Raw genomic sequence first — 24,975 nt, 5'->3', positions numbered from 1 at the left:
CGATCATGCACCTGTCTCGCCGACATCGCCGCGTTCTTCCGCGAGCCGCTCGTCCAGCGGCCGTGGGTGCGCCTGTTCGTACTCGGTCATCCCGTACTTGGTGGACTCCGCCCAGCCTTCCTCCGGCTCGGTCTCCAGCGGGTCGTGCTTGAGGTTGTCCTCGTCCAGACCCTCGAAGTCGTCGGAGTTCTCCTGGATGTACGCGCCGCGTTCTTCGCTCATATCCTTCCCAGTACCCAGTTCGGTGCTATCCGATGCTTTGGCCGGCCAGCGAGCCGATGGCGTACGTGACGCCCATGGCGATCAGCCCGCCCACGACGTTGCGGACGACCGCCCGTCGTTTGCCGGCGCCGCTGAGCCTCGCGCTCACGAAACCCGTCAGGGCGAGGGTGAGGACGGCGGCGGCGACCGTGATCGGCACGCGCAGGCCGGTCGTGGTCAGGGCGATCGCGGCGAGGGGGAGGAGCGCGCCGATGGTGAACGAGACGAAGCTCGCGATGGCGGCGCCCCACGGGTTCGTCAGCCCGTCCGGGTCGATGTGCAGCTCGGCCTCGGCGTGGGCGGCCAGCGCGTCGTGCTCGGTGAGCTGCCTGGCGACCTCCTCCGCGGTCTGCTCGTCGAGGCCCTTGTCCTCGTAGATCTCCTTGAGCTCTTCGAGTTCCTGTTCGGGCATGTCCCGGAGCTCTCTGCGCTCCTGGGCGAGGAGGGCGCGTTCGGCGTCGCGCTGGCTGCTGACGGACACGTACTCGCCGCTGGCCATGGACATGGCGCCCGCGAAGAGACCCGCGAGGCCCGCGACGAGGATCTGGGCGCGGTCCGTGGTGGCGCCCGCGACGCCCACCACGAGGCTGGCGGTCGACACGATGCCGTCGTTGGCGCCGAGAACGCCCGCGCGCAGCCAGTTCATCCGGTCGCCGGTGACCTCGTCGTGGGGCTCGTGGTGGGTCATTTCCGCAGGTTAGCGCTGGTTTCGCGGCGTGCGGGACGACCACGCCGCCGCATCGTTCGGACTCTGCTGAACGGGTGAGTTCTCCCTGGTCAGAGGCTGGAGGTTCATTTTTTGTCAGACCCCCGTGGCAGCATGTCGAACAGGTGTTCGTGTGCGTGCTAGAGGAGGTCAGTTCCCGATGCAGATCGAACCCAGCCGCTGGCCAGGCCGCGTGGTGCCGTCCACCGGTTCCGACGTGGACGTCGCCGTGGAGTCCCTGTGCGTGCGCGCCTCGTGGGCCGACGCCGACCGCCGCTGGGTGCGGCGCCTGCTCGAGCCGTGGTTCAGGGCGGGCTGGAGCGTCGACGCCCTGCTCGTGGCCATCGACAAGAAGCCGGACGGCACCAGCCAGGGCCGCCCCCGTTCCCGCGCGCAGGTGGCGCACGAGTTCCTGCGGGCCCGCCTGCGCACCTGGACGGCGGACGGCGCGGGCCTCGCCAAGCCGCCGCTGGCGGGCATCACCCTCGGCGAGTGGTACCGGGTGAACCGCCGCAACGCCGCTCTGAACGCCCCTCGCCGGGGCGGCGCCCTCAGCTCGCAGGGCCGCCAGGCGCAGGCGGAGACGCGTGCGCTCGCCCACCGGCGCGACCCGGTGGAGCGCAGCCGCGAGAGGGGCCGGCGCCGGCAGGAGGTGCTCGACAGCCTGCTCGTGCCGGGGCAGGAGGTGCCGTCGTTCGCCGACTCGTGGCGGCTGGTCGCCGAGCTGATCCCGGTGCAGCGGGTGTGCTCGTCCTGCGGGCACGTGCGGAACGAGGTGTCGAGGCAGGCACACCGCGTCGCCTAGGAGGCGGCAGGGTGCCTGGCCGACCAGAAAAGGGCGTTCTACCTGCGACTTCGGTGATCGATGATTGAAATCGGCCCAGGCCGGGAACACGGAACGAGTTTCTTGTTTCCGATATAAGGGGCCGACATGCTCGAAGTCACGCCGATGGCTGCGGAGGTCATCAACGAGCTGACGTCACAGTCAGAGGGCACCACCGACGACATCGGCCTGCGTTTCGCCCTGGCCACCGAGCAGAACAGTCAGGCGGCGCTGGAGCTGTCACTCAGCGAGGCCACCGACGGCGACGAGGTGGTGGCGACCCCAGCGGGCGCCAAGGTCATCCTGGAACCGGCGGCCGCCCAGTACCTGGAGGACAAGGTCCTCGACGTGCGTCAGGACGACGAGGGCAACCCGGCTTTCGCGATCGCGCGCCAGGAGCAGTCCGGCTGAGATTCTGATCAGGCGGGATCAACGGCGATTCCCCGACATGCGAACCGGGCCGGACCCCCTCCGTGAAGAAGGTGTCCGGCCCGGTTCGTGGCAGCCCCGGGATCAGGGGATGGTCAGCACCTGACCGGGGTGGATGAGGTCCGGGTTCGCGATGCCGTTGGCGGACGCGATCGCGCCGTAGCGGTTGCCGTCGCCGTAGAAGCGCTCGGCGATCGCCCAGAGCGTGTCGCCGCCCGCAACGGTGTAGGTCTGCACGGCCGGAGCGGCCGGAGCGGCGGGCGCCTCCTCGACCGGAGCGGGAGCGGCCGCCTCGGGGGAGGCCTGCGGCGAGTCTGTGTTGGTGTTGGAGGCCCACTTCGCGCCGCCGTCACTGCCGAACACGACCAGGTTCCTGTCGTCCTGCAGGACCAGGCGCGCGCCCTGGTTACCCTGGGTGCCGGTGGACCACACGGCGTTGTTGTCGCTCGTGTAGAGCACGAAGTTGCCGTCGTCCTGCAGCGCGGCCCGCACCGCGCCCTTGCCGTCGGTGCCGCTGGCCCACACCGTGCCGGTGTTCTCAGACAGGACCAGGTTGCCGTCGGACTGCAGGGTCAGCAGGTATCCGTTGGCACTGGTCAGCTGCTGGCCGCGGGTGAGTTCCTGCCCGGCTTGCAAGGTGTCCACAAGAAGCTCCACTTCGGACGATGTCGACCGCCCGAATCGGCGGCGCCCGAAGCGGAACCTAGTCAGGCCGCGACCGTGCCGCCGGGTGAGCGGCGCACGTGCACCCGAGGGAGTGAAAAACGCCCCCTGCCCGGAGGCAGGGGGCGTTCAGCACGAGAAGGAGATCAGCCCTCGATGCGGCGGATGCCCGAGATCGGGCCGATCGAGTCGATGTCGGCGATCTTCACCGGCACGCCCTCGGTCGACGCGTGCACGGCGCGAATGCCGTCCACCGCCATCGCCACGTGGGACTGGCTCGAGTAGTAGACCAGGATGTCCCCGGCCTTGACCTCGCTGCGGCTCACCGGGCGACCGGCGACCGCCTGCGCGTAACTGGTGCGGCCGATGCTCACGCCTGCTGAGCGGTAGGCGGCCTGGATCAGCGACGAGCAGTCCCACGAGTTCGGGCCGTTCGACCCGTAGACGTAGGGCAGACCACGCTGGTTGAGCGCGAACTGCAGAGCACGGCCCGCGGTGCCCGCCGGGACGTTGATGTTCGACATGTCGCCGGACGCGGCCAGCTGGTTCTTCACCGTGTTGCTGAGCGACCGGTACTGGGTCTGCGCCTCGGCGAGCTGCTTGTCGAGATCGGCCTTCTTCTGGCTCATCTCGGCGAGCAGCTTCTTCGACGTCTCGGTCGCCTCGTTGGCCGACTTCGTCGCCGCGTCCGCCGCGTTGACGGCGTCGGTCAGCTTCTGCAGTGCGTCCGCGTTGTCGGCCGCGAGGATGTTGATGGCCGACATGCGGTTGAGGAAGTCCTGCTGCGAGTCGCTCACCAGCAGCGCGGAGATCTGGCTGAAGTTCGCGCCGGAGTTGGTCGCCTCGGTGAGGAGGTCGACCTGACCGCGGAGGGACTCCTCGGCCTGCTGAGCGCCGGCCAGGTCGCCCTTGGCCTTGTCCAGCTCGCCCTGCTTGGCCTTCAGGTCTTCCTGAGCCTTGAGGTGGTCCTGGTTGAGCTTGGACGCCTGCTCGGACAGCTCGTTGTACTTCTTGAGCGCGTCCGCGGCGTTGGGCTGTGCGGTGGCCGGTGCCGTGGGCAGTGCTGCGGCGACAACTGCTGCCGTCGCCACGAGTGCTCCACGCACGATGCGGCGTGAGGGTTGCGACACCACGTCGCGGGTCCTCCTTTTTCCTGGCAGCCGCTCCGCGAGAATTACTGCGCGTAACGCGGCAACCTTGGCGTGTGCCCCGAGTGGGTTAACTGCTGGGCCGAAGGTCTCGGACAGGTTACGGAATGACCTTGCCTTCGTCTAGCACCGGGGCCCATCAGTTCACCGGCCAGCACGCTCTCACAGTCGTCCACGTGGGTTTATCGCGGGGTGGGAGAGACGCGTCACCCGACAACCCGGCGGATCACCGAAATGGGCCCGATCGAGTCGATGTTCGCGATCTTCACCGGCACGCCCTCGGTGGACGCGTGCACCGCTCGGGTGCCGTCCACGGCCATCGCCACGTGCGACTGTCCTGAGTAATAGATGATGAGGTCGCCCGGCGCGACCTCGCCGCGACCCACGCCGCGGCCGACCTTCGCCTGGTCGTAGGTGACGCGCGGAATGGACACCCCGGCGGCCCGGTAGGCGGCCTGCATCAGCGACGAGCAGTCCCACGAGTTCGGTCCGTTCGAGCCGAACACGTACGGCTTGCCCTGCTCGCCCAGCGCGAAGGTGAGCGCGGCGCCGGCCGCACCCGCGGGCGCGTTCACGGTGACCTTGGGGCCGGGAGCGGCCAGGGTCTGCTTCTGCGGCGCGGACAACGACTGGTACTTCGTCCGCGCGGTGGACACCTGCTGTTCCATGGCGACCTTGCGGGTGGAGACGTCCGCGGCGAGCTTCTCCGCGGCGGCCGCGGCGTTGGTCGCGTCGGTGCGGGCCTTCGTCGCCTCGGTCAGCGTGGCGTTCATCCGCGACACCGCCGCGTTCTGGTCGGCGGCGATGATGTTCATCGCCTGCATGCGTTCCAGGAAGTCCTGCTGGGACGTCGAGGTCAGGAACGCCGAGAGGTCGCCCAGCCGGGCTCCCTCGAACGTCGCCTCGGTCAGCGTGTCGACCTGGCCGCGGAACTGCTCCGACTCGGCCAGCGCCTTCTTCTCGGCCTCGGTGGCGGCGACCACGATCCCGTTCGCCCTCGACAGGTCGCCCTGCGCCTTGAGGTGGTCCTGGCTGAGCTTTTCCGCCTCCCGCGTCAGGTCGTTGTAGACCTTCAGCGCGTCGTCGGCGGGTTGCGCGTGCGCCGAAGGCATCGACACCACCGTCGCGGCGATCACGGCGGCCAAAGCGGTAGTCCTTGCAGCACGGCCGGGCACGCGGCCTCCTCAGGAGTCGGAATCGGCTTCTGAGGAGGCCTACGGCCGAACGGGTGCAGGGGTTCAGTCGAGGTCGACGAGCGGTCCTTCGACGACGAGGACGGGTGCGTCGAACTCGACGTCCACCAGCTCGTCGGCGAGGGCGGGCAAGGCCGTCACCAGCGCGGCTCCCGCGGTGGCGGCCAGGACGGTTGCGATGCGTGAAGGAAAAGACACGAAGAGCAACCTAACGACCAAAAGTCGCAAATCGGGCGGCCTCACCCGATCAGGCGGCCCGCCGTGCCTCGATCGAGGCACGGCACGCGGCAATCAGGCGGGCGGTGGCGGCGCTGCCCCCGCGCCCACAGCGGGGGCAGCGCATCGCGACGGCACCGGTGAGCTCGTCGACCACGACGCCCAGCGGCGAGTCGCAGCCACGGCACCAGCGGTGCCGCGTGACCGGGTTGATGTGCACGGGCGACGAGACGCACTGGTGGATCCACCTCCCGTGCACGTGGCAGGTCAGGCGGTCGTCGGGCGCCAGCACGCCGTCGTCCTCGGCGTGGTCCTCTTCGACCAGTGTTGCGATGAGCGTGGCGATCATGGCGACCCTCCGATCCGGAACCTGCCTTCTGCTGGAACGTCGAACCGGCGCCGGCGAAATCGACACGCGCCGCCGGCTTTCGACGCGCAGTCGCCGCGTGATTCCGCACGGTGAGCCACCTACCGCGAATTCCTGGTCCGCAAACCCTCTTGATAGGTTAGGCAAGCCTAAATCAGGAGGTGGACAGGTGCGCAGGACAGTCGCCGCGGTTCTGCTGCTCGGCCTAGTGGCCGGGTGCGGTGGAAACGCTCCCACAGAGCAGGGAAGTGGCCAGTGGTCCTTCAAGGACGATCGCGGTAAGGAGGTCACCGCGCCGAAACGGCCGGAGCGCGTCGTCGCGCAGGTGTCCGCCGCGGGCGCACTCAAGGACTACGGCATCAACGTCGTCGGCACGTTCGGCCCGCTCAAGCGCGCGGACGGCACGACCGACCCGGAGGCCGGCAGCATCGACCCGAGCCAGGTCACCGACGTCACCGGCCCTGGCTACGGCGAGATCGACTTCGAGAAGTTCGCCGCGCTGAACGCCGACCTGGTCGTCGCCGGCTACTACCCCGAGGTCTCCGGGCTCTGGCACCTCACCGCCGAGTTCGAGGAGAAGGTCCTCAAGGTCGCCCCGACCGTCGGCATCGGCCAGTCGAAGATCCAGCTGCCGGACGGGATCAAGCGCTTCAAGGAGCTCGCGAAGGCGCTCGGCGCCGACGTCGACTCCGCGAAGGTGAAGGCCGACGAGGAGGCGTTCACCAAGGCCGCCGACAGGCTCAAGGCCATCGGCAGGAAGATGACGGACGCGAAGCAGAAGATCCAGGTGATCGGCGCGGACCCGAAGCTCCTCTACGTCGCCGTGCCCGCCCGCAACCCCGACCTCGACTGGTACGTCAAGGAGCTCGGGCTGCCGATGCTCACGCCGGACACGCCCGACGCCGAGGGTGGCGGCTACTTCCAGTCGCTGTCGTGGGAGAACTCAGGCACGTACAAAGAGCACGTGATCATGTGGGACACCCGCCAGCACGTGCTCGCCCCGGAGCAGATGAAGGAGGGCCACCCGGTCTTCCAGGGCCTGCCCGCCGTGCAGGCCGGCCGGTTCGTCGAGTGGAACGCGGTCGCGCCGCTGAGCTACTCCTCCTACGCCGGCATCATGAACAAACTGGCTGACCAGCTGGACCAGGTGTTGGCAAAGTAGCCATGTGCTGACGCTTCTGAAGGAAAACGGCCCGTTGCGCGTGCTCAGCACGGCACGGGTCGTTTCTGTTGTGGGGGACGCGCTCAGTCTCGTCACACTGATGGTGCACGTGCAGTCCGTGCTGGGGAAAGCCATCGCGGTGGCGGCGCTGCTGCTCGTGGGCGACTTCGCGCCGTCGTTGCTCAGCCCCCTGACGGGCGTCATCAGCGACAGGTTCGACCGGCGCACCGTCATGATCGTCTGCGAGGTCGCGCAGGGCGTGCTGCTGGCCGTCATCGCGCTCACGCTGCCGCCGTTGCCGATCCTGCTCGCGCTGGTGGGCGTGCGGGCCGTGATCGGGCAGGTCTTCATCCCCGCCTCGCGAGCGGCGGTGCCGAGCCTGGTCGCCCCGAAGGACCTCGCGCAGGCGAACACCGCGCTGGGCCTGGGATCCAACAGCGCCGACGTCATCGGGCCGTTCCTCGCCGCCGTGCTGCTGCAGTTCATGGACACCCGTGGCGTGCTGCTCGTGGACGCGGTCTCGTTCGGCCTGTCGGCGTTGCTGTTGCTGCGCCTGCCGAAACTCGTGGTGCCGGCCGAGCCGGGGGAGACGGTGTTCACCGACGTGAAGGCCGGGGTGAGCGAGATCTGGCGCAACCGGGCGCTGCGGATCATGTTCCTCGGCTTCTGCGGGGTCGTCGCGTGCACCGCCATCGACGACGTCGCCGTGCTGCAGCTGACCATGGGGGTCTTCGGTGAGTCGGAGAGCGTGGCCGGTGTCGTGCTCGGCGCGGTGGGTATTGGTCTGCTGATCGGCTATGCGTTGCTGGCCAAGGGTTCTGCGCGGTGGAGCATGGTCGCGTTGCTCGTCACCGGGTTCCTGATCAGCAGTGCCGGCAACCTGTTCACCGGCCTGGCGTGGGGCGTCGCGTCCGCGTTCGCGCTGCAAGCGGTGCGCGGACTGGGAATCGCGGCGATGGACGTCGCGCACAGCACGCTGATCCAGCGGCTCGTGCCCGGTGATCGGACAGGCAGGGTGTTCGGCAACTTCTACGGCGGGATCGGCGTGGCGGCCGCGGTGTCGTACATCGCCGGTGGTCTGCTCATCGACGTGCTGGGGCCGCAGCTGATTCTCGTGATCGCGGGCGGCGCGGGGGTTTTGGTGTCGTTGTGGGTGGTTGCCGCCGCACGGGCGAGAGGTGTTGAGTGGGAAGCAGCCTCTTGAGGGGAGAAGGCGATGTGGGGGAAACGCATTGCTGTTCTTGCTGTTTCGTTGCTGCTGACCGGATCGACCGCCTCCGTCGCGCGGGCGGGCACCGGGGTCGTGCCCGCGTCGACCTCGTGGACGTCCGCTGACCGGGGTTTCGTCCTGGGCCTCGACACCCTGTGCCAGACCGCGAACTGCCCGCAGCTCGTCCGCACGCTCGACGGCGGCGCGTCGTGGACGCGGGTGAAGACCCCGGCGCTGTCCGTGCCGGAGACCGACCGGCTGCGGGTGTTGTTCGCGAACGACGCGGCGGGCATGGTGACCGACGGCGAGCAGCTGTTCGTCACCAGCAACGGTGGCACGCGCTGGGAACCGTCCGGCATCAAGGGAACCGTTGGCGCGCTGGGCTTCGACGACTCCGGCTTCCTCGCGGTGATCTACGACGGCACGTCGTCGCGGCTGTTCCACCGCGAGCTGTGGTTCGGCTCGTGGCAGCCGGTGCCGGGCGTCGAGGTCAAGGGTCAGTCGCATGGTGAGATCGCTCCCGGTCAGGTCTCACTGTCGACGATCGGCGTGGAGAACCGGTACTGGACGCGGTCACCGGCGGGCTGGCTGGAGGAACCGGCGCCGTGCACGGAGTTCTCGGCCACCCGGCTCGGCACGGTCGGCGCCGACCGTTATGCGTTGTGCAGCTTCGATCCCGGCTTCGGGAACATGACGAAGGAACTGCGTCAGGCTGTGGGCGGTGGGCCGTTCAAGACCGTCAGCGTGCCGCCGCGCGAGGGCATCACGACGGGCTTCGCGGTGTCATCGGAGGCGGCGCTCGTGGCCGCGACCGGACGCGACTGGTCGTTCGTGCACCGCGGTGCCGGCGCGAAGTGGGACACGCCGCTCACACTGGGTGGACCACCGTTCGAGGACCTGGCGTTCTCGGACCCGCGCCACGCCACGCTGGTGCGCGGCGGGCCCGGCCAGGAGTTCGCCGAGGTCCACCGGTCGGACGACGCCGGACTGACCTGGAAGATCTTGTCGGTGTAGCTCGGTACGCTCGTTCTCATGGAGCCTTACGACCAGGGCATGCTCGACGTCGGCGACGGCAACCGGATCTACTGGGAGACCGTCGGCGATCCCGGCGGCAAGCCCGCCGTGTTCCTCCACGGCGGCCCCGGCGGCCCGGCGAAGGGCGCGCGGAAGTCGCTCGACGCGGCGAAGTTCCGCATCGTGATCTTCCATCAGCGCGGGTGCGGCCAGAGCACTCCCCACGCGAGCGACCCGGCCGCGGACATGAGCGTCAACACCACCGAGCACCTGATCGCGGACATGGAGCAGCTCCGTGAGCACCTCGGCATCGAGAAGTGGTTGCTGTACGGCGGTTCCTGGGGCACGACACTCGCGGTCGCCTACGCCCAGCGGCATCCCGAGCGGGTGTCGGAGATGATCCTGATCGCGGTCACGCTGTCGTCGCAGCGCGAGCTGGATTGGCTCTACCAGGGTGTTTCCCGGTTCTTCCCGGAGGCCTGGGCCCGGTTCAGCGCGCATGCCGGTGGCGCGCCCGACGTCGTCCGCGCGTACGCGGACCTGATGGAGAGCCCGGATCACGACGTCCGGGAGCAGGCGGCGCTGGAGTGGTGCCGGTGGGAGGACACCGTGCTGTCGCTGGAGAACTTCGGCAAGCCGGACGTGTTCGCCGACCGTGCGTCCGGCGAGGTGATCGCGCTCGCGCGGATCATCGCGCACTACTACTCGCGCGGCGGTTTCGTGGATGATCTGCTGGGTGGCGCCGGCAAGCTGGCCGGCATCCCGGCCGCGCTGATCCACGGCCGCAGGGACATGAGCTGCACGCCGGACACGGCCTACGCTCTCGCGCAGGCGTGGCCGGACGCCGAGCTGACCCTCGTGGACGACAGTGGCCACAAGGGCAGCCCCGCCTTCGGAGAGGCGATCGGGGCCGCGGTCAGGAGGTTCTCCCCATGACACAACGGAAACCGCCCGGAATGGGCTTCGAGTCGTGGATCGACAGGCAGATCCGCGAAGCCCAGGAGCGGGGCGAGTTCGACAACCTGCCGAGCGCGGGCAAACCGTTGCCCGGCGCGGGTGAGGCGCTGGGGCCTGTATCGAAGTCTGATCCGCGATAGCCGGGCCTCAAGCGCGACTCTCATCGAACCAGACTTCGATACAGGCCCCAGAAGAAGACTGGCGGATCAGGAAGAAGGTCCGGGAGGAAGAGGGCACGGCAGGGTTGCCCCCTTCCCTGGTGCTGCGCAGGCAGGCCGAGACCGCCAGGGCCCGTGCCCTGGCGGCCGCGACCGACGAGGAGGCGCGCTCGATCATCGAGCGGATGAACGCGGAGATCCTCGACGCGCTGCGGAAACCGTTGTCCGGTCCGCCGTTGAACCTGATGCCGTTCGACGTCGGCGAGCTGCTGCGTGAGAGGAAGGGGACCTCACGCGGAGAGTGATCAGCTCGCGTTGATGTCGATGCAGGAGTAGAACGCCATCGGCGTGTCACCGATGTTCCACACGGCCAGGATCTTGTGCCTGCCGGCCGAACCCACGTTCACGGTGTGCTGCACGTTGGCCGGCGGCTGCTGGTTATTGCCGCTGAACGTCGCGACCTTGCGGCCGTCGACGAAATAGTCGTAGTCACGCGTGCGGTGCCGCGCGGTGAACGTCCAGTTGAACGTCACCGAACGGCCGGTGTTGGTGACCCTCCACCCCTTGTTGTCGTTGCTCAGCTCGGAGAACTGCGACAGGTTGGCGTGGCAGCTCTGCAGACCCTTGGGGCCCTCGACCGACTGCGGTTCGTACTGGATGGCGCCACAGGAGATCGTGCGGGCGGCGCACTGCGCCTGACGGCTCGGAGGCGAGTTCACGTAGCCGTGCGCGAACGCCGTGCCGCTGGGGAGTGCCACGACGATCAACGGTGCAGCGAGAACGCCGGCCATGGCGGCCGTAACCTTACGTCCAATCTTCATGTGTCTTCCTTTGCCTTGATGTGTGCGTACTCCCGTTACATCGCGGCGGCGATTGAAGGTCTAGACCATACCGCGCGTAATCGCGGCGACACAAGACGTGGCTGACGGCTGGTGTGGCGCGCCCTGCCCCGACCGCGTCCTCGCCGGGTGATCACCGCGGCAACGGTGATCACCCGGCAAGGCGGTCATCAACGGATGTCAGGTGCCGGAGACATCCTGAAACCGGCGATTCACCGTCCGGGGATGTTGGGTCCCGCCGCGGGCAGACTTGCCCGGCTCATCGAGCGGATCTTGGACGGGTCGAACGCGTACTGGTTGAACACGGTCGGGCTCGGGATCCAGCGTTTGGTGCGGCCGACCAGATATACCTTGCCTGTTTCGACTTCCTTGGCAAGGAATGCTCCATGAATCAATGAATCCCCGATGGTGATGGTGCTGCCGTCAGGACGCAGCCCATCCCAGCCGCCCCACAGGTTGAAGTAGGTCGTAGGGTCGGGGACGTAGTGCCGGAGGCCGTCGATCACCACGTAGACAGCCTTCGAACCGGGGTTCTGATACCTGAATCCGTTGCACGGATGGCACAGAGCCTGAATTGTCACCGAGGTCTCGGCCCGAGCGGTCTCGGCAGCTGAGGCGGGAACGGTGCTGAAGCCGGCAAGGAACAACACCGAAAAAAGGCCGACCAATAACCTGGAAAGCGTTCGCATAAACGGCCCCCTATTGTCCGGATTGAGTCAGGAGAGTTCTCGTGCGATAAATGAGTGTGTCCCCCGGCAACGGTTTCGCGGTCACGCGTTGCCCTGCCGAAACTACTGATCGCCACGTGCCCCAGGCTTGGAAAAATGTAAGGTGGACGTACGGGTGGCAACCGGCATTCCAGGGGGTTGAGGTCATGGACCGCCAGGAAACCGTGTCCCACGACTACGACAACGCACCCCTGGTCGCGCGCCCGCCGCACCCCAGGCTGTCCCGGCACGTCGGGATCTACCTGGGGCAGGACCGCACCCACACCCAGCCGATTCTGCGACGTGTCGCCGCGCTGGGCTCGATCACCGTCGCCATCGACCTCGACACCCCCAGCCGGCGAATGATCACGGCCGAGGCCGGCATGCCACCACCATCAGCGGCGGTGTCACCGGTGAGCGGACTCAGTGACCGGCCGATGGTGTTCGAGCAAGCCGGTCGGGAACGCGGCATGACCGTGGAACTGACCCCGCTGGGCGCCCACGCGTTGTTCGGCATGCCGTTGCGGGAACTGGCCAACACCCGCGTCGGCCTGATCGACCTGCTCGGCGCCCGCGCCCGGCGGCTGACCGAACAGCTCGCCGAGGCCCGCGGCTGGACCGCCCGGTTCCGACTGCTTGACGAACGGCTGTCAGAGTGGATGCTCGACGGTCCCAGGCTGGCCTTGCCGGTGCAGGCCGCCTGGCAGCGGTTGATCACCGCCGCCGGGCGCACCACGATCAGCTCACTCGCCGACGAGGTCGGCTGGACGCGTGCGCACCTGCACGCCCGGTTCCGTGAGCAGGTCGGGCTGGCCCCCAAGACTGTGGCCCGGATCGCCCGGCTGCACCACGCGATCCGGTTGATGACCAAGCCGGACCCGCCGCGCTGGTCCGACATCGCCGCGACCTGCGGTTACACCGACCAGCCGCACCTCAATCTCGACTTCCGCGCGCTGACCGGCCACGCCCCCACCGACATGTTCACCCTCGACGGCCTGCACGGCGAGATCTTCCTGGGCGGCAGCATCGACGTCGCCATCCGGACTCCTCCGCCGCCGTCGGATCGGCGGGAACCCGGTTCCTGAGACTGGGACAGCACTTCGACGACCTGGCACGCGAGCGGCATCTAGCCGCGTGCTTCTTCCAGCAGACCTGCCGCCCGTGCGGTCCGCTGGTACATCACGTAGCGCCCGGCTCTGACTTTGGTGACGAGACGTGCGCGGTGCAGTGCGCTGAGGTGGTAGGAGACGGTGCCCGGGGTGTATCCGATCCGGGTGGCGAGTTCCGCGGTGGACCGGGCGGTTTCGAGATCGGCCAGCAGGGCCGCCCGGACGTTGCCGACCACCTGCTCGATGCTTCCGGACCTGCGGTCCCGACCGGCGCCGATCCGCTGGGCGGGGTAGTACAGGACGAACTTCCCGGGGGTGTCGACCTGGACGACGACGTCGGGCCTGCCGAGCACGCTGGGGGCGAAGACCAGGTCACGGCCGGTGACGTCGATGTCGCCGTCCCACGACGTGGCGAGGGTGACCGCGTCCCCGGTCCAGTCGATGTCGGGGTGGAGTGCTCCAAGCGCCCGGCCGACGCCATGGGTGACGATGGCCGTCGCGCGCTGGGCGATGTCCTGATCGATGATCGAGCGCAGTTCAGGCCAACCGTCGGAGAGCGCATCCCGCCAGAACCGGGCGAGACCGTTCGCGAGACGTCGCTGCATCCGTCCCGACTCCGCGATCCGGCGGGTCGCGGGCCGCAGCGGCCTGCTCCAGTGGGTCCGCGTGTAGGTGAAGAGCTGGGTTTCGAGGTCGTCCTGCGCTGCCGCCTCGATCTGCGCGATCTGCTCGTCGAGCACGTCTCGGCGCTGCGCGTCCGTTCCCGGCTGCGGGGTGAGCAGATCGGGCGTGTAGGTGTCGCCGTTCTGCGGCAACAGGTCCGCGAGCAGGGCGACGTCCGGATGGGCAAGAGACGCGCGGGCGAGTGGTCCGGGATCTCCGAACACCGGGTGCCGTCCCGACGCGGCGGTGAGCTTCAGCCACGCCACGGACTCCGACGCCGGGGAAGGCGCCAACCGTGTCCTGGCGACCGTGTCGGCGTCTACACGCAGCGTGAGCACTGCCCCGACGCTAGCAGTCGTCGCGGCGGATTTGAACTGGCTCGAATGCTTTCCGGCGCGAGGTCCACGCGGGGTTGAGTGGTGTTAGCCGAACACCCGTACTCGAAGAATTGGGAGTGGTCGTCACAGTGAGGCTGAGAGACACGATGAAGGCAAAGAACCGCAGAAGGAAGATCGGGGCGGTCGTGGCCGCGGTGACGTCGGCGGCGGGGATGGTCTTCGCGGCGGCGGCGCCTGCCACCGCCGCCGCCTACCCCACCAGCACCTTCTCGATCGAGGTCGGAGCGAGCTACTACAAAGGCACGGTCACCTTCTACAACCGGTCGGTCGGTGTCGACGGAGCTTTCAAGGCCGTCGGGGACCGGCGGATCTACGCGCAGGCGTGGTCAGGGACCTGGCTGGACTGGCAGAGTTCCAGCACCTGGTCCAACAGGTCCGGACCCGCGTCCCTTGCCCTCACCGCGAACGTCGAAGGCGGGGCCTACTCGGTCGATGTCTGGATGACCAGCGGAAACCCCTACGACGGCCTCGAATACTTCACTTGCTATCGCGGCAACAGCGTCTGCGTCGGACCCACTGTGGGGAGGCCCTGGGTGCCGCCCCTGGACAAGCCGGCGGTTGCGGCAGCGTCCGGCCTGAGCCCGTGACCGCGTAGGGGCGCCGCATCCGCCAGGTAGGTCCGGACAACTCGGACCGGCCGTCCGGACCTACCTGGCCGACCGCTATCCTGTCCAGCCGAACATTGCGGTGTCCAGGGCAAGTTTGCGGTGCTTGCTACGGCGTCCGAGCTAGTTTGCGGGCCGCCACACGTTCTGCCTGAAGTTGGCGCATTCTCAACAACCGCGTTGGTTCCTTGCCAACGGCCTGTAGCGCCTGTACGCAGCCTCAAGGTCAGCAAGCATGCCGCGACCTTGCGGCCACCCATGTGCCACGCCGTAGTTAGGCGGCCTCCAGGACGAAGAACATGAAGCTCAGGAAGGCCCCGGAGGGGAACCTCGCCATCTCGTCGGGAAAGAGTTCGTGGGCTTCCGGCGCCGGAGGCGGCTCGCTGATGACGGCGGTGCGGAAGCCTGCTGCGGTGAAGGCATCGGTCATCGCGTGCAGCGGCCGGTGCCAGTAGGTGAGCACGGCCTTCTGGCCGTTGAAGTTGTACTCGTCGGACCACTTGGTGGTCGCGAAGTAGTCAGTCTCGCGATGCACCATCTTGAGGAGGATGGGGTGGTTGACGACCACGATCAGCCGGCCACCGGGCTTCAGCACCCGCCGCAGCTCAGCCAGAGGTGCGGTCCAGTCCTCCAGGTAGTGCAGCACCAAAGCGGCGACGGCGTCGTCGAACGCGCCGTCGGGGTACGGCAGCGGGCCCGTTATGTCGGCGACCCGCAGGTCCACGTCGTCGCCGAGCCGCTGCCGGGCCAGCTCCACCATCTTGGCGCTGCGGTCGAAGCCGCTCACGACGGCTCCCCGATCACGTAGCGCCACGGACACAGGACCAGCACCGCAGCCGGCGTCGAGAATTCGTCGACCGGCCACGTCGCCGGCCAGGTCCACGATCGCGGGCCGGACGTAGTAGGCGTTGAGGAGGCTGGTCTCGTTCTCGGCCGTGTACGCCTCGGCGAAGCCGTCGTAGTCGTTCTCCACGGCCACATCGGCGATGACGGCGGAGCTCTCGGGAATGGCAGGCATGTTTCCCATACTGCCCAGTGATCAATCAGGGCGCCAGGAGATCATCTCCCTCGCCAATCGCCCGCTTGGGCAGCGCGCTCCCCGGCATCGAAGGAGACACCCTCGCGCTCGCAGGCGAGCAGTTCGAACGCCCACAGCCAGTGTCCTCACCGTTCTGGGACACCGCGATCGAGCCGATTCCCTGGCCTCCCCGACCACGACAGACGGTTCGTTCCCGCCCTGGCCCTTGGCCAACATCGACGACCCAGGGCCAGGAATCCGCAAGCTAGCCCTGGACGACAGCCGTCCGCATCCGTCCGCGCTACCTTGCGGACCGCAGCTCACAGATCTGCACCACCGCAAACTTCAGCTGGACGAGACAACCGCCGCAGGTCAGCAACATGACCATCCGCCATCTTCACCTGGACACGGGCTCCTGCCTGTGGAAATCGGTGTTCGCGCAGTTCAAACCGGTTTGTGAGCGGTATTGCATTTCTCGGGCGACGATTGTTCGCATTGCCTCCGCTTCTAGAATCGCGCGCATGTGGTGGTCGCTGGACTCGCGAACTCGTCTGGTGGGACGAGAGCGGGAACTGACCACCGTGCGACGGCTGCTGCGGCGGCACCGGCTGGTGACGCTCGTCGGGCCCGGCGGGGCGGGGAAGTCGAGGCTGGCGGCCGAACTGAGCCTCGGCGACGCCGTCGTCGAACTGGAGCCCGTGCGCCGGCCGGACCTGCTGTGGCACGTGATCGCGTTCTCGCTGAACGTGTGGGAGGAGCCCGGTTCGCCGCTGCGCGAGACCGTGCGGCGCGCACTGGCCGATCACCGCGTCCTGGTGCTGGACAACTGCGAGCACCTGATCCACGAGGCCGCCTCGGCGGTGGCGGAGCTGCTCGCCGCGTGCCCGCGTCTGCGCGTCCTGGTGACCAGCCGCGAACCCCTCGACCTGGCCGGGGAGATGTGCGTCGAGGTCGGCCCGCTGTCTCCGGCCGACGCGCGGCAGTTGTTCGTGGAATGCGGCGGTGCCCCGGAACTCGCCGACTCGGTGCGGGACCACCTGCCGCTGGCGATCGAACTCGCCGCGGCCCGCACCGACGTGCCCGCCCGCCACCGCACGCTCGACGCCGTGATCGGCTGGAGCTACGACCTGCTGCCGCCGGCCGAACAGTCCGCGTTTCGCAGGCTCTCCGCGCTGATCGGCGACTTCGACCTGAACCTGGCCGCCGCGGTGTGCGGCGACCGGGTGGACGTCGTGCAACTGATGGCTTCGTTGCGCGCCAAGTCCTTGGTGGTGCGCTCGCCGTCGTTGTCGGGCGCGCGGTTCCGGATGCTCGAGTCGATCCGCCTGTTCGGCCTGGCGCGGCTGGAGGAGAACGGCGAGACGGACGCGACGTTCGACCTGCTGGTCGACTCGCTGACCGGGACCATCCAGTCCATCTCGGCGGCCCCGGTGGTCACGGCCGGGATGGACACGTGGCTGGCGAGCCAGGAACACCAGCTGCTGCAGGCCGTGGGGCGCGTCCCGCGCACCGATTCGCGCCACACGTGGCTCGTCGCGGGCATCGTGCACGTCTGGTACCTGCACCGTTCCTACAACGAGGCGATGCGCCTGGCGTCCACCGCCCTGGCGCACGGCCCGCTGACGTCCCACGCGGAGTTGCTGCTCTTCCGCGCGGTGTGGTTAGCCGGCTTCACCGGCGACGAGGCGGCCGCGCTGCGGTACGCGGAGGCCCTCGTCGCACACCCGGCCATGAGCCGGCCGGCCTGGGAGGCCCGCGGGTGGAACACCCTGGGCTACGCGCGAGGGATCAACTCCGACCTCGCCGGCGCCCACACCGCCAACGAACGGTCGGTGGCCGCGGCGCGCTTCCTGGGCGACCCGGAACTGCTGATGACGTTCCTGAACAACCACGCCTGGCTCCTGATGCGCCTGAACGACCTGACCGCCGCCCTCGCGGCCGCGCTGGAATCGCTGTCGCTCGGTGTCCGGGACGGCTTCCGCCTGATGGCCTCCCGGCACACCGCGGGGGTGATCGCGCTGGCGGCGAACGACGTCGACCAGGCCGAGCACCACTTCACGATCGCCCTGCGCGTAGGAGCCCCCGCAGCCGTCTCGGAAGCAGGTCTGCTCGAAGGACTGGGCATCGTGGCGGCACACCGGGGCGACGCCGACCGCGCCGTGGTGCTGATGGCCGCCGCGGCCGCCACCCGCCGGACACGGGGCTCACGGCAGGAGGAGCCCTGGAACCGCATGGTGGCGGACGCACGCGAGCTGGCGCTGTCCTCCGCCGGGCCACGGCGGGCGTCGCGGGCCTGGTCGCTGGGGGAGCGGCTCGACCACGCCGGGCTGCTCGCGTACGTGAGCACGCCGCGGCAGGACGGACCGCTGACCGCGCGACAGCGGGAGATCGCCGATCTCGTGGCGGACGGGCTGACCAACACCGAGATCGCGGTGCGGCTGGGGATCTCGGTCGCGACCGTGCGGTCGCACGTGACGCAGATGCTGTCGCGGCTGGGATTGAGCTCGCGGACCCAGCTGGCGGCGCGGACGGCGAGGGCCCGGTGAGTGGGCGTGCCGGAGCCGCTGGCGGCGCGGACGGCGAGGGCGCGGTAAGTGGGCGTGCCCGCAGTGCCGGCGGAGACGGCGCGACGAGCCGCACTGTCAGACCTGCTGGCTACGGTGGGACGCGGGGGACCCGAAGCCGAAGGGGACCCCTGCGCGAGCCTGCCCCGCAGCGCCCTGGCGGTTCCTCGTGACGTGTGAGGAGTGCGGCACCAAGCTGACCACCACCGCCAAGTACTGCTCCGGCGCGTGCCGTCAGCGCGCCTACCGCAAACGTGCCCGCGACGTAGTCCCCGCCTCGCCACGCCTCGACACCTTCGCCGGCCGCACCACCGAGCTGGCCGAGCTCACCACACTGCTGGCGCGCAACAGGATCGTCACCGTCACCGGGCCGCCCGGGGTCGGCAAGTCGCGGCTCGTGCACGAGGTGATCGCGAACCGGCAGCACGTCCTGCTGACAGAACTGGCGGACGTCACCACGGTCCCGGACCTGCTCGCCGACGCTTCGCGGCCCGGTCTGCTGGTGCTGGACGGCTGCGAGCACGTGCTGGCCGACTGCGCGCACCTCATCGCCGCGCACCCCTCGCTTCGCGTCCTGGCCACCAGCCACGAGCCGCTGCACGTGCCGGGGGAGCAGGTGTACCGGCTGAAGCCGCTCGGCGCGCGCGACGCGAAGCGGTTGTTCGTCGACCGGGCGGTGGCGCTCGACAGCGAGTTCGACGAGAACGCCGCGCTGCTGGACGTCGTGTGCGCGCGGCTGGACCGGTTGCCGCTGGCGCTCGAACTCGCGGCACGGCTGGTGCGCGTGCTGACGCTGGAGGAGATCGTGGCACGGCTGGACGACCGGTTCGCCGTCCTCACCACGGGACCTCGTGACGCTCCGGCGCACCATCGGTCGCTGCACGCCGCGTTCGACCGCGGCTACGAGTTGCTGACCGAGGCCGAGAAGGTCGCGCTGCACAGGTTTGCGCTGACGCCGGGGACCGTCGGGCAGGCGATGGCGGAGCGGCTGCGGTCGCGGTCACTGCTCGAACCCGACTTCACGATGCTCGAATCCGTCCGGCAGTTCGCGTTGCCGGGGGTGTCGGTCACGACGCCGCGCCCGCAGGCGGAACCGGAGGAGGCCGCGCTCTCGTGGCGCGACGAACGGCTGCTGCGCGTCGCCGCGATGGTCGCGGAAGGCCTGACGAACAAGCAGATCGCGGACGGGCTGCACGTGTCGCTGCGGACCGTGGAGGCGGACGTGCGTGACCTCAAGTCCGTGCTGGGCGTGCGGTCGCGCGCCCAGATCGCCGCCTGGACTACGCAGGCCTGACTTCCTTCTGCCCGGTGGCTGAACCGGATGCGGCGCAAGGCCGTACGTCCGGACAGGAGGTGAGGAGCGAATGCGCGTCCTCGGACTGCTGCTAGGGATCCTGCTGCTCGCCGGCTGCGCGGAGAAGGCGCCGGCGCCCGAGAAGTTCCAGTTCACCGCCAAGACCCTGGAGGGCGCGGAGTTCCGCGGCGACAAGCTCGTCGGCCAGCCCGCCGTGCTCTGGTTCTGGACGCCGTGGTGCCCGGCATGCAACGCCGAGGCGAAGACGGTCGAGGCGCTGGCCAAGCGGCACGGCAAGGTCCAGTTCGTCGGTGTCGCGGCGGAGGACCAGCTCGACGCGATGAGGAAGTTCGTAAGCGACCACAGGATGTCCGCCTTCCCCCACCTGGCGGACCTGGACGGCGCGGTGTGGAAGCGGTTCGGCGTCACCGCGCAGCCGACGTTCGCGTTCGTGGGCACCGACGGTTCCGTGGAGCTGCTCACCGGCTCGCCCACCGAGGAGCAGCTGGACCAGCGAGTTTCCTCTTTGGTACCAAAGACTTGATCCCGGTGACATCGCCGGGTCGGGTGGTGGCACCGTCTTCTCGGTAGAAAGTCCCTGTGCTGTCGGGACCAACGCCTGGTTCGGCGTCGCGATCGGATTCGTATCGTCGAACCGGCCACGTGGCGGTGCCGCATGGCCTTGAGGAGGCAGGTGTCGATGGACTACATCCAGGTCTCGCTCGCGGAGGCCATTCCCGAGCAGGCCAGGGCCTACGCGTCCGCTCGGATCGGCTCGCTGGACCGCTACGCGCCGGACCGGGTCGACTTCGCGTGGGTCAACCTGACCTCGGACAAGTCCGTGATCCACGCGCATGCCCGGCTCGACCTGAAGTGGGTCGAGGTGCAGGCGTACGCGGAGGGTGACACGGTGACCGAGGTGATCGACCTGGTGCGGGAGCGCATGCGCCGTCAGCTCGTCTCGATGCACGGCGTGCTCGCGCACAACTGACCACGGCCCACCACGGCGGACGGGTGGTGGGCTCAGCGCACCTTCTGCACGGTGCCCCGAGCACCGTCGACCCGGATGACGTCCCCAGTGGCGATGCGGGTCGTCGCGTTGCCGCAGCCCACCACCGCCGGGATGCCCAGTTCCCGCGCCACGATCGCCGCATGCGACAAGGGCGCGCCGACATCGGTCACGACGGCCGCGGCACGGGTGAACAACGGCGTCCAGCCGACGTTCGTCACCGACGTCACCAGGATCTCGCCGGATTCCAGCGCCCCGCCCTCGTCGATCCTGGCGAGCACGCGGGCCACTCCCTCGACCACGCCCGCCGAGCCGGGGAACCCGGTGACGTCCGACGGCATCGGCACGTCCGAGGTCGCGTCGTAGAGGTCGGCGCGGCGGTCCGGTGAGGCGGCCCAGGACTCCGGATCGAACCGCCCGCGGATCACGGCCGGATAGGGCGGCAGCGCGCGATAGCGCTCGTAGGCCTGCCGTTGAGCGGGAACGCGGTCCAGCAACGAGGTCTCGCCGCCCAGCACGCGCAGCACGTCGTCGATCGGCAGGAAGAACAGGTCGTCGCCGGACGATGTCAGCTCCCCGGCTCGCAGCACGAACGCCCGCATCACCCAGAACGCGCGCACCATCTCGGAACGTGCCTGTTCCCGGGCCCGCGCCCCGGCCCCGATCCGCGCCAGCCGCCGTTCGATCCGCTGCGCCCGCCGCGGATGCGCCGCCATCAGCCGGTCCCAGGCAGCGGCCCGCGCCGCCGCCTGCCGCTCCAGCAACGCGACGGGATCCGCCAGCGCGTCCAGTTGCGTCTTCATCCACGCCGGGTCCTCGGCGGGACGCGCCTGGTGGATCTCGAACTCGTCGTGGGACCGATGACCCCACTGCTCCGCGTACTCCTCCCAGCTCAGCTCTCCCGAGCGCACCCGCGCCAGCCCGATCAGCGGCCCCACACTCGACAGCCCGGCACCCGCGTGGAACCCGGTCAGCAACGTGGCGGCGTCCTCCTCGCCGGCCAGCGCCACGAGCTCGCGCCGCAACGCCACCGGCCCGCCCCCGATCATGCGCGCACCGGCGTCGAGGATCGGGCAGACGAACCGCAGCAGCTGGTCGAGATCGTTGTGCCACAGGGCGAGCAGCGCGTCCGGCGTGGCACAGGCGGCGACGGCCTCGCGTGCGGCGGCGCAGCGCGCGGGGTTGTCGCGGACCAGCCGCGGCAACCGCGTCCGGTACAGGATCTGCTGCTTCAACGGCCCGCCCGCACTCCGCAGCACCGCGCCGAGGATCGCCGCCCGCGACATCGGCAGCGGCGGCACGGTCACGCCGGCCGGGATGCGCCCGAACGTCTCCTCGCCGGAGCGCAGCATCTCGCCGGCCCTGCCGACGGCCGCGCCGAGCGCGGTGAAGGTGCTGATGTTGAGGTAGAAGCGGCCGCCGATGTTGCCGGAGATCCGGTGCGGCCCGATCGCCGTGCCCGACAGCACCTTCACCAGCGACCACGTCACCGGCGTCATCACCTCGGGGATCGCCTCGCCGACGTTGCCGTTGGACCACAGGTAGTCGCCGTCGAGCGTGTCGTTCCACTCGACCCGCAACGACGTGATCGGCCGCGCCTGCAGGATCTGGAACTCGCCCCCGGCCAGCGCCCACTCGATGTCCATCGGCGTGCCGTACAGGGCCTCGATCTGCGCACCCAGGGCGACCAGCGACGCCTTCTGGTCGCCGGACAGGACGTCGGCCGGGTTCTCTGTTCCGCTGACGAGTGCCTCACCGAGCCCGCGGACCGCGTTGACGACCGGCTCGGCCCGCCCGGTCACGGGGTCCGCGGTGAACAGCACGCCGGAGATCTCCGCGGGCACCATCCGTTGCACGACGACCGCCATCTCGGCCGAGGTGATCCCGTTGTGCTCGCGGTAGGCGACGGCGCGTTCGGAGCACAGCGAGTCCCAGCACCGCAGGACCGCGTCGAACAGCCCGTCCTCGGACACGTTCAGCACGGTGTCGTGCTGGCCCGCGAACGACAGCCCCGGCAGGTCCTCCGCGGTCGCCGACGACCGCACCGCCACGGGTCCGCCGAGCTCGCGGAACGCCTCCAGGACGCCCTCCATCGACCGCTCGCGGTAGGCGCGGGTCGTGAGGTGGAATCCGGCGGGCACCGGCAGGCCTGCCCGGATGAGCCTTGCCAGCGACTCGCCCTTGCCGCCGGCCACGGCCAGCACGGCTCGCGGGTCGTCGAGCGGGAGGATCAACGGGATCATGTCGCCATGGTCGTCGAAACGGGCCTGTCCCGTTCGTACAAAGGGTGAAAGGAGACCACCATGACGCAGAAGTACCTGCTCAGCATCTACCAGCCAGACGGTGAGACCCCGCCGCCCGAGGTGCTCGAACCGATCATGGCGAATCTCGGCGCGCTGAACGAGGAGATGCAGGCCAAGGGCGTCTGGGTGTTCGCCGCCGGCCTGCACCCGCCGTCGACCGCGACCGTGCTCAGGGCGAAGGACGGCGACGTGCTGATGACGGACGGGCCGTTCGCCGAGGGCAAGGAGCACATCGGCGGCTTCACGATCATCCAGGCCGCCGACCTCGACGAGGCACTCGAGTGGGGCCGCCGGCTCGCGGGCGTGCTCAGTCCGTTGTCGATCGAGATCAGGCCCGTCGCGTTCTGATGATCGAGGACGTCTTCCGGGCCCAGTACGGCCGTGCGGTGTCCGTTCTGACCCGCCTGCTCGGCGACATCGACCTCGCCGAGGAGGCGGTGCAGGACGCCTTCGCCACGGCGGTGCTGCGGTGGCCGGTCGACGGCATCCCGCCCGCTCCGGCCGGTTGGATCATCACGACGGCCCGCAACCGCGCGATCGACCGGCTGCGCCGGGAAGCCAAGGGCCACGAGAAGCAGGCGCAGGCGGCACTGCTGCACCACGAACCGGAAGAGCAGGAGGTGGGGGACGTGCCCGACGACCGGTTGCGGCTGATCTTCACCTGCTGCCACCCGTCGCTCGCGTTGCCGGCCCAGGTCGCGCTGACGTTGAAACTGCTCGGCGGCCTGACGACGGCGGAGATCGCCAAGGCGTTCCTGGTACCGGAACCCACGATGGCGCAACGGATCGTGCGCGCGAAGGGCAAGATCCGCGCGGCCCGCATCCCGTACCGGGTGCCGCGCGACGCCGACCTGCCCGAACGTCTGAAGGCCGTGCTCGCCGTCGTCTACCTGATCTTCAACGAGGGCTACCTCGACCGGGCGGAACTCGCGGAGGAGGCGATCCGGCTCGGCCGGGTGCTCGCGGGGCTCATGCCGGACGAGCCCGAGGTGTGGGGGCTGCTCGCGTTGATGCTGCTCGTCGCGTCCCGCCGGGAGGCGCGGCTGCGCGACGGCAGGATCGTCCTGCTCCAGGACCAGGACAGGGCGCGGTGGAACGCGGATCTCGTGCGGGAGGGCCAGGACCTCGTGCGCCGGTGCCTGCGCTGGAACCGGCCCGGCCCGTACCAGCTCCAGGCCGCGATCAACGCCGTGCACAGCGACCCGCCGGCCGACTGGCACCAGGTCGTCGCCCTCTACGACCAGCTGATGGCGATCACGCCGAGCCCCGTCGTGGCCCTGCACCGCGCCGTCGCCCTGGCCGAGACGGAAGGCCCGGAGCGGGCGTTGCTGGAGGTCGACGCGCTCGACCTCGACCGCTACCACCTGTTCCACGCCGTGCGCGCGGACCTGCTGCAACGGCTCGGGAAAGACCCGGCGGCGGCACTGGAGGCCGCACTCGACCGGGCCGAACACCCGGCCGAACGCGAACTCCTGGGCGAACGGCTACGGGCTCTCCGGCTTGCGGCGGACCAGGAGGATCGCGCCGACGACGACCGCTAGCCCGACCAGGATCCACACCCAGACCGGCACGCCACCGGAGTCGGAGGACGTGGTCGACGGGGGAGCGTTCGACACGGGCGCGCTCGGCGTCACCGCAGACGGCGGGGCACTGGCCGACGTGGACTGCGCCACGACGGTCATCGTGAAGCTGAACGTGCCGTTGACGGTGTCGCCGTCGTCGGACCTGGCCGACCATGCGATCGTGTGCGCGCCGGACTTGGCCGCGGCGGTGTCGATCTTCGCCGTGATCGTCCTGTCGACGGCGTGTACCTGGGTGACCGGCAGCGTGGTGCCGTCGGCCCCCGTGACGGTGACCGCGTCCCCGTCCGGCAGCTGGACGGCCTCGCTGAACACCAGCTCGATCTGCTCGGGCGGAGCCGCCAGGGCCGCGCCGGACGCCGGATTGCTGCTCTTGAGCTCGGCGTGGGCCTGCGCGGGGACGGCCATGGCCGTCGCTGCGAGCAGTGCCAGCACGAGCACGCTTAGGTAACGCGTCACGTGCGCAGCGTAGTGGCTGTGTCGATCAGTCCGGCAGTCTCAGGACCGAGGGTAGATCAAGTTGATGAACGAGTGGTTTGGCGGCGGATGCAGCTGGGTAACCCGCGGCCGAACTGATCA

Annotated in this window: 29 protein-coding genes; 16 read left to right on the top strand and 13 right to left on the bottom strand. The window is 69.4% G+C overall.

Annotated features, from left to right (window positions below; translation table 11 throughout):
• Nucleotides 1-3: 3 nt before the first annotated feature.
• A complete protein-coding gene (locus IG04_RS42795) occupies nt 4-222 on the bottom strand; it encodes a hypothetical protein (RefSeq protein WP_036015514.1) in 219 nt (72 codons plus the stop codon).
• Nucleotides 223-247: 25 nt separating this feature from the next.
• Complete coding sequence (locus tag IG04_RS0123490; protein ID WP_030478857.1) at nt 248-949, bottom strand: VIT1/CCC1 transporter family protein; 702 nt, start codon at nt 947-949, stop codon at nt 248-250.
• 178 nt (nt 950-1,127) lie between these two features.
• On the opposite strand from IG04_RS0123490, the gene IG04_RS0123485 reads away from it, so the two are divergent.
• Together IG04_RS0123485 and IG04_RS0123480 are read left to right on the top strand one after the other, a co-directional pair.
• Nucleotides 1,128-1,772, top strand: coding sequence for a hypothetical protein (locus IG04_RS0123485; RefSeq protein ID WP_030478856.1), 645 nt, complete (start codon nt 1,128-1,130; stop codon nt 1,770-1,772).
• Nucleotides 1,773-1,898: 126 nt separating this feature from the next.
• A complete protein-coding gene (locus IG04_RS0123480; protein WP_030478855.1) occupies nt 1,899-2,201 on the top strand; it encodes a hypothetical protein in 303 nt (100 codons plus the stop codon).
• Nucleotides 2,202-2,303: 102 nt separating this feature from the next.
• Here IG04_RS0123480 and IG04_RS48655 read toward each other — a convergent pair whose 3' ends face one another.
• The 5 genes from IG04_RS48655 to IG04_RS0123455 all read right to left on the bottom strand — a co-directional run bounded on the left by IG04_RS48655 (nt 2,304) and on the right by IG04_RS0123455 (nt 5,788).
• Complete coding sequence (locus tag IG04_RS48655) at nt 2,304-2,864, bottom strand: LysM peptidoglycan-binding domain-containing protein (protein ID WP_030478854.1); 561 nt, start codon at nt 2,862-2,864, stop codon at nt 2,304-2,306.
• A gap of 164 nt (nt 2,865-3,028) precedes the next feature.
• Entirely contained in the window at nt 3,029-4,015 is a 987-nt protein-coding gene (locus tag IG04_RS0123470) for a C40 family peptidase (protein WP_030478853.1), read from the bottom strand.
• Nucleotides 4,016-4,236: 221 nt separating this feature from the next.
• Nucleotides 4,237-5,166, bottom strand: a complete 930-nt coding sequence (locus IG04_RS0123465) for a C40 family peptidase (RefSeq protein WP_248782534.1) — start codon at nt 5,164-5,166, stop codon at nt 4,237-4,239.
• 102 nt (nt 5,167-5,268) lie between these two features.
• Nucleotides 5,269-5,421: a hypothetical protein gene (locus tag IG04_RS46650; RefSeq protein WP_157512975.1), complete on the bottom strand. Its 153-nt coding sequence runs from the start codon at nt 5,419-5,421 to the stop codon at nt 5,269-5,271.
• 49 nt (nt 5,422-5,470) lie between these two features.
• Complete coding sequence (locus tag IG04_RS0123455; RefSeq protein ID WP_030478851.1) at nt 5,471-5,788, bottom strand: hypothetical protein; 318 nt, start codon at nt 5,786-5,788, stop codon at nt 5,471-5,473.
• Nucleotides 5,789-5,975: 187 nt separating this feature from the next.
• Between IG04_RS0123455 and IG04_RS0123450 the strand changes: the two genes are divergently transcribed.
• The 6 genes from IG04_RS0123450 to IG04_RS45470 all read left to right on the top strand — a co-directional run bounded on the left by IG04_RS0123450 (nt 5,976) and on the right by IG04_RS45470 (nt 10,612).
• Nucleotides 5,976-6,968, top strand: a complete 993-nt coding sequence (locus IG04_RS0123450) for an ABC transporter substrate-binding protein (protein ID WP_030478850.1) — start codon at nt 5,976-5,978, stop codon at nt 6,966-6,968.
• A 4-nt stretch (nt 6,969-6,972) separates the two neighbouring features.
• Nucleotides 6,973-8,172 (top strand): MFS transporter, encoded by a 1,200-nt coding sequence (locus IG04_RS0123445; protein WP_211257798.1) that lies wholly within the window; start codon nt 6,973-6,975, stop codon nt 8,170-8,172.
• A gap of 12 nt (nt 8,173-8,184) precedes the next feature.
• Complete coding sequence (locus IG04_RS0123440) at nt 8,185-9,192, top strand: hypothetical protein (RefSeq protein ID WP_144065307.1); 1,008 nt, start codon at nt 8,185-8,187, stop codon at nt 9,190-9,192.
• A gap of 18 nt (nt 9,193-9,210) precedes the next feature.
• The gene (gene pip / locus IG04_RS0123435; RefSeq protein WP_030478847.1) at nt 9,211-10,128 is read left to right on the top strand and encodes a prolyl aminopeptidase; all 918 of its coding nucleotides are present in this window, start codon (nt 9,211-9,213) and stop codon (nt 10,126-10,128) included.
• Complete coding sequence (locus IG04_RS45475) at nt 10,125-10,289, top strand: DnaJ family domain-containing protein (protein ID WP_084401095.1); 165 nt, start codon at nt 10,125-10,127, stop codon at nt 10,287-10,289. The genes pip and IG04_RS45475 overlap by 4 nt, the downstream gene beginning before the upstream one ends.
• Before the next feature lie 119 nt (nt 10,290-10,408).
• On the top strand, nt 10,409-10,612 hold the full coding sequence (locus IG04_RS45470; RefSeq protein ID WP_051770501.1) for a hypothetical protein: 204 nt from the start codon (nt 10,409-10,411) through the stop codon (nt 10,610-10,612).
• Here IG04_RS45470 and IG04_RS0123420 read toward each other — a convergent pair whose 3' ends face one another.
• Together IG04_RS0123420 and IG04_RS0123415 are read right to left on the bottom strand one after the other, a co-directional pair.
• On the bottom strand, nt 10,613-11,128 hold the full coding sequence (locus IG04_RS0123420; protein ID WP_030478845.1) for a lytic polysaccharide monooxygenase auxiliary activity family 9 protein: 516 nt from the start codon (nt 11,126-11,128) through the stop codon (nt 10,613-10,615). It lies immediately after the preceding gene.
• 230 nt (nt 11,129-11,358) lie between these two features.
• Complete coding sequence (locus IG04_RS0123415; RefSeq protein WP_144065308.1) at nt 11,359-11,835, bottom strand: hypothetical protein; 477 nt, start codon at nt 11,833-11,835, stop codon at nt 11,359-11,361.
• Nucleotides 11,836-12,020: 185 nt separating this feature from the next.
• Here IG04_RS0123415 and IG04_RS0123410 point away from each other — a divergent pair, with 185 nt between their 5' ends.
• A complete protein-coding gene (locus IG04_RS0123410) occupies nt 12,021-12,938 on the top strand; it encodes a helix-turn-helix transcriptional regulator (protein WP_051770499.1) in 918 nt (305 codons plus the stop codon).
• Between the two features lie 41 nt (nt 12,939-12,979).
• Here the strand turns inward: IG04_RS0123410 and IG04_RS0123405 are convergent, their stop codons facing one another.
• Nucleotides 12,980-13,963, bottom strand: a complete 984-nt coding sequence (locus tag IG04_RS0123405) for a helix-turn-helix domain-containing protein (RefSeq protein WP_030478842.1) — start codon at nt 13,961-13,963, stop codon at nt 12,980-12,982.
• A 146-nt stretch (nt 13,964-14,109) separates the two neighbouring features.
• On the opposite strand from IG04_RS0123405, the gene IG04_RS0123400 reads away from it, so the two are divergent.
• A complete protein-coding gene (locus IG04_RS0123400; RefSeq protein ID WP_051770497.1) occupies nt 14,110-14,610 on the top strand; it encodes a hypothetical protein in 501 nt (166 codons plus the stop codon).
• Between the two features lie 292 nt (nt 14,611-14,902).
• Here the strand turns inward: IG04_RS0123400 and IG04_RS0123395 are convergent, their stop codons facing one another.
• Nucleotides 14,903-15,646 (bottom strand): class I SAM-dependent methyltransferase, encoded by a 744-nt coding sequence (locus IG04_RS0123395; protein ID WP_030478840.1) that lies wholly within the window; start codon nt 15,644-15,646, stop codon nt 14,903-14,905.
• 521 nt (nt 15,647-16,167) lie between these two features.
• On the opposite strand from IG04_RS0123395, the gene IG04_RS0123385 reads away from it, so the two are divergent.
• From IG04_RS0123385 to IG04_RS0123370, 4 genes are all read left to right on the top strand, one after another.
• Nucleotides 16,168-18,192: an ATP-binding protein gene (locus tag IG04_RS0123385; RefSeq protein WP_030478839.1), complete on the top strand. Its 2,025-nt coding sequence runs from the start codon at nt 16,168-16,170 to the stop codon at nt 18,190-18,192.
• Between the two features lie 187 nt (nt 18,193-18,379).
• On the top strand, nt 18,380-19,504 hold the full coding sequence (locus IG04_RS44175; RefSeq protein WP_051770495.1) for a helix-turn-helix transcriptional regulator: 1,125 nt from the start codon (nt 18,380-18,382) through the stop codon (nt 19,502-19,504).
• Between the two features lie 70 nt (nt 19,505-19,574).
• The gene (locus tag IG04_RS0123375; RefSeq protein WP_036015511.1) at nt 19,575-20,048 is read left to right on the top strand and encodes a TlpA family protein disulfide reductase; all 474 of its coding nucleotides are present in this window, start codon (nt 19,575-19,577) and stop codon (nt 20,046-20,048) included.
• Between the two features lie 156 nt (nt 20,049-20,204).
• Nucleotides 20,205-20,495 (top strand): HPF/RaiA family ribosome-associated protein, encoded by a 291-nt coding sequence (locus IG04_RS0123370; protein ID WP_030478836.1) that lies wholly within the window; start codon nt 20,205-20,207, stop codon nt 20,493-20,495.
• A 32-nt stretch (nt 20,496-20,527) separates the two neighbouring features.
• Here IG04_RS0123370 and IG04_RS0123365 read toward each other — a convergent pair whose 3' ends face one another.
• A complete protein-coding gene (locus tag IG04_RS0123365; RefSeq protein ID WP_030478835.1) occupies nt 20,528-22,756 on the bottom strand; it encodes a PEP/pyruvate-binding domain-containing protein in 2,229 nt (742 codons plus the stop codon).
• 60 nt (nt 22,757-22,816) lie between these two features.
• On the opposite strand from IG04_RS0123365, the gene IG04_RS0123360 reads away from it, so the two are divergent.
• Together IG04_RS0123360 and IG04_RS0123355 are read left to right on the top strand one after the other, a co-directional pair.
• A complete protein-coding gene (locus tag IG04_RS0123360) occupies nt 22,817-23,164 on the top strand; it encodes a YciI family protein (protein WP_030478834.1) in 348 nt (115 codons plus the stop codon).
• A complete protein-coding gene (locus IG04_RS0123355; RefSeq protein ID WP_144065310.1) occupies nt 23,164-24,357 on the top strand; it encodes an RNA polymerase sigma factor in 1,194 nt (397 codons plus the stop codon). The genes IG04_RS0123360 and IG04_RS0123355 overlap by 1 nt, the downstream gene beginning before the upstream one ends.
• Here the strand turns inward: IG04_RS0123355 and IG04_RS0123350 are convergent.
• Nucleotides 24,301-24,855: a copper resistance CopC family protein gene (locus IG04_RS0123350; protein ID WP_030478832.1), complete on the bottom strand. Its 555-nt coding sequence runs from the start codon at nt 24,853-24,855 to the stop codon at nt 24,301-24,303. The two genes, IG04_RS0123355 and IG04_RS0123350, sit on opposite strands and share 57 nt — an antisense overlap.
• Between the last annotated feature and the right edge of the window lie 120 nt (nt 24,856-24,975).

It is taken from the genome of Lentzea albidocapillata, from assembly GCF_000719115.1.
Lineage (GTDB): Bacteria > Actinomycetota > Actinomycetes > Mycobacteriales > Pseudonocardiaceae > Lentzea > Lentzea albidocapillata.
This window is presented reverse-complemented; position numbering and strand designations above follow the sequence as displayed.